This window comes from Desulfobacterium sp. N47 (assembly GCF_051233685.1).
In the GTDB taxonomy this organism is placed as follows: domain Bacteria; phylum Desulfobacterota; class Desulfobacteria; order Desulfobacterales; family RPRI01; genus RPRI01.
This window is the reverse complement of the sequence record NZ_JBAMMY010000223.1, coordinates 1-2,635: the sequence shown is the minus strand read 5'-3', so window position 1 is coordinate 2,635 and position 2,635 is coordinate 1. Positions and strand designations below refer to the sequence as shown.

General features: G+C 45.3%; 4 protein-coding genes and 2 pseudogenes. 3 read left to right on the top strand and 3 right to left on the bottom strand.

All coding sequences use genetic code 11. The annotated features are described in order from the left end of the window. Both VXK47_RS14575 and VXK47_RS14570 read right to left on the bottom strand, forming a co-directional pair. The coding region (locus tag VXK47_RS14575) for a transposase (RefSeq protein ID WP_435549514.1) at positions 1-270 on the bottom strand (270 nt) is incomplete at its 3' end. A 34-nt stretch (positions 271-304) separates the two neighbouring features. After that, positions 305-478: pseudogene (locus VXK47_RS14570) on the bottom strand (transposase); the annotation flags it as partial. 37 nt (positions 479-515) lie between these two features. Here VXK47_RS14570 and VXK47_RS14565 point away from each other — a divergent pair. From VXK47_RS14565 to VXK47_RS14555, 3 genes and pseudogenes are all read left to right on the top strand, one after another. Then, positions 516-638, top strand: a pseudogene (locus VXK47_RS14565) (DUF6444 domain-containing protein); the annotation flags it as partial. A gap of 15 nt (positions 639-653) precedes the next feature. Beyond that, the gene (locus VXK47_RS14560; RefSeq protein ID WP_435549516.1) at positions 654-1,202 is read left to right on the top strand and encodes an IS66 family transposase; all 549 of its coding nucleotides are present in this window, start codon (positions 654-656) and stop codon (positions 1,200-1,202) included. After that, complete coding sequence (locus VXK47_RS14555; protein WP_435549515.1) at positions 1,192-1,773, top strand: IS66 family transposase; 582 nt, start codon at positions 1,192-1,194, stop codon at positions 1,771-1,773. Before VXK47_RS14560 ends, VXK47_RS14555 begins: the two co-directional genes overlap by 11 nt. Here VXK47_RS14555 and VXK47_RS14550 read toward each other — a convergent pair. Beyond that, positions 1,760-2,209 carry a DUF2939 domain-containing protein gene (locus VXK47_RS14550; RefSeq protein WP_435549513.1) on the bottom strand — a complete coding sequence of 150 codons (450 nt, stop codon included), beginning with the start codon at positions 2,207-2,209 and terminating at the stop codon, positions 1,760-1,762. The two genes, VXK47_RS14555 and VXK47_RS14550, sit on opposite strands and share 14 nt — an antisense overlap. Positions 2,210-2,635: the final 426 nt, after the last annotated feature.

The window sequence follows — 2,635 nt, the reverse complement described above, 5'->3', positions numbered from 1 at the left end:
TCCGATAGGGTTTGATTTCCAGTGTAACTCCATTTTAAGACAGATAAATGCCAGGAGAGTATAGCAGGCGTTCTCCCCGGCTACGATCTCCATCGGTTTTGTTCTGCGTTTAAATTCTTTGTTAAGGCGTTCAATAATGTTCGTGGTCCTTAAAGAAATCCATTCTTCTTCGGGACAGATAAAAAATGTTAGACATGCCTCTATGGAGTTTTCCAGACATTTGACAGCCGAGGGAAGATCCTTTAAGCCATTTCTGCTTGAAAATTTCAAAAAACTCCATCGCTTTCGGTTTTGACGAGGCATAGAAAATGGACCGCATATCATCGGCGACAGCTTTTTTCAGCTTCCTTGGCACCTTGGCCAGAACATTTCGGGACACATGGACCTGGCACCTCTGGACTTTGGCTTTTGGAAAATCTTCCTTAAATAGTGTATCCTTTCCTTTTTTTGGTCGGTTAATTGCCTCGGTAACAATCAACCGATGGATACACCACCTATCTCCCTAAACACAACTTTTGATTATATCTCTCAACCTGAACTCCTCCAACTCCAGCCGTCCACCATCTTCGGACAGTCCCTACAAGAGTAAAGAGGAGGGAAAAGAGAATAAGAAATCGGGGGCGAAAAAGGATCACAAAGGACACCGCCAGACCATGCTGGAACCTACCGAGATCAAGATCATTCAACCGGAGATTTGCTCCTGCGGCAACACGACCTTCAACGATCTTACTGATTACTATACCCATCAGGTGATCGAACTTCCAGAGATCAAGATGGACGTGACACACTTTGTTCTATACAAGGGGATCTGTTCCTGTTGCGGGAAGACGAACAAGGGGGTGATTCCCAAAGAACATCGGACCGGATTCGGGCCGAGATTGACTGCCCTCATCGCCGAGATGGCGGGGACGCAGGCGGACAGTCGTTCCACTATCCAGACCTTCTGCGATTCCGTACTGGGTTTGAAGATCAGCCTCGGCACAATCCAGAAGATCATCGATCGAGTATCGCAGGCCATTGAGCCTTCCTATAGGATGATTGCCACCCAGGTAAGACAGGATGCGGTGAATCATGTAGATGAAACCTCCTGGCATGAGAACGGGATACTGATGTGGCTGTGGGTTATGGCAAGGCGCCTCCTCGGCTTTTTTCATGATCCACTCTCACCGGTCCTAGGAGGCATTTCAAGAACTGATTTGTGATTGGAAGGGCATCCTCGTCAGCGATGGTTACGGGGTTTACCGCAAGTGGGTCGGCCTCCGTCAGACCTGCCTGGCTCATCTTATCCGGGATGCCAAAAAGCTTTCGGAAAGCCTGAACATTGACATTATGTTGTTCGGCAAATGGGTATTGAAAGACCTCCAATGTCTGTGCTATATGGCAAACGCGCCGCCTTCCGAAAAAGAATGGGAAGAGTTCTATGGCCGGCTGATACAGCAGCTCATCGCACGATGTCGAGACAACAAGGATGCAACGGGCACCTTCGCCCGCCGGATGGAAAGAGAAATCGCCCACCTCTGGGTATTTCTTGAACAGGAAGGGGTTTCACCAACCAATAACCATGCAGAACGGATGATCCGCTTTGGGGTCCTGTGGCGAAAATGCAGCCAGGGCACCAGCAGTGATAAAGGCAACCTCTGGGTGGAACGGATACTTACCCTCCGGCAGACCTGCCGCCTGCGCTCTCTGAAAACTTATCCCATCCTCGTTGATGCCGTCCAACGCTATTTCAGAGGACGAAAACCAAATACGGCTTGGATCACTCAAAACTGAAATCGGACACCCTGTGATCGCTTACGTTCATTGTTGTTTCTGTGTTTTCTTCGGTATTAGGTTTATCCTTTTCGTTTTCTAAATTTGTTTTTTCTAATTTAGGTTTTTCCCCCTTCATCATCATCGCCAGACTTTCAGGCGTAACAAGGTTGTCAATCATAGGGTTTATGAAAGCCGCTGCTAATGCTGCACCAAAAGCTCCAAACGGATTATCACTCATGTTGTTAGAAACTTCTGTTGCCATCATTGCATTAAAATTAGCTTTTAAGCTTTCTTTGAGTGCCGGGAAATCGACATATTCAGATAACCTGTCCGCATCTCGATTTTCTGCTGCCTCTTTCATATTAGATAATGCCCAATGTGGTGTGTAATAAAAGCAAACACCCAATGCGATTACAGTCAGACCGCACAGAATAAATAAAAATTTTTTATTCATCTCGTCTCCTTATTTCTCTGCCGAACGACGGAAATAACCCACGCCGCCGTTAATGAATTTAAAACGTAACTTACTCGGCGTTGGGTTCATTGATTTGTTATGTAAATGAAAGGAATATTATATGCCATTATCACAACAAGATAAAGTAAGCACCAAAATGAAACTAATTACGATCATATAGCCAAAACAAATAATATTACTGCTGATCAAATATTGGATACGGTTATTCCTCTTGCTGATTGGGTTCTGCTTGAGAATCATAAACAGCATTTAAACACTGACGATAGAGTTATAGTCAAGAGTTGTGTATGGAATAATTAGGCGGCGATCCATTTTTTTTCAATTCCATTCACAAATTTGACTCCTTTAATTACTTCAGCCAATCGTTCAGGGCAGTGGAGACGTAACCATCTTTTCTCAGCGCAC

Bases quoted from the DNA above. Each gene is read 5' to 3' on its own strand.
- VXK47_RS14560 (WP_435549516.1), top strand. From the start codon at position 654: ATGCTGGAACCTACCGAGATCAAGATCATTCAACCGGAGATTTGCTCC.
- VXK47_RS14550 (WP_435549513.1), bottom strand. From the start codon at position 2,209: ATGAATAAAAAATTTTTATTTATTCTGTGCGGTCTGACTGTAATCGCA.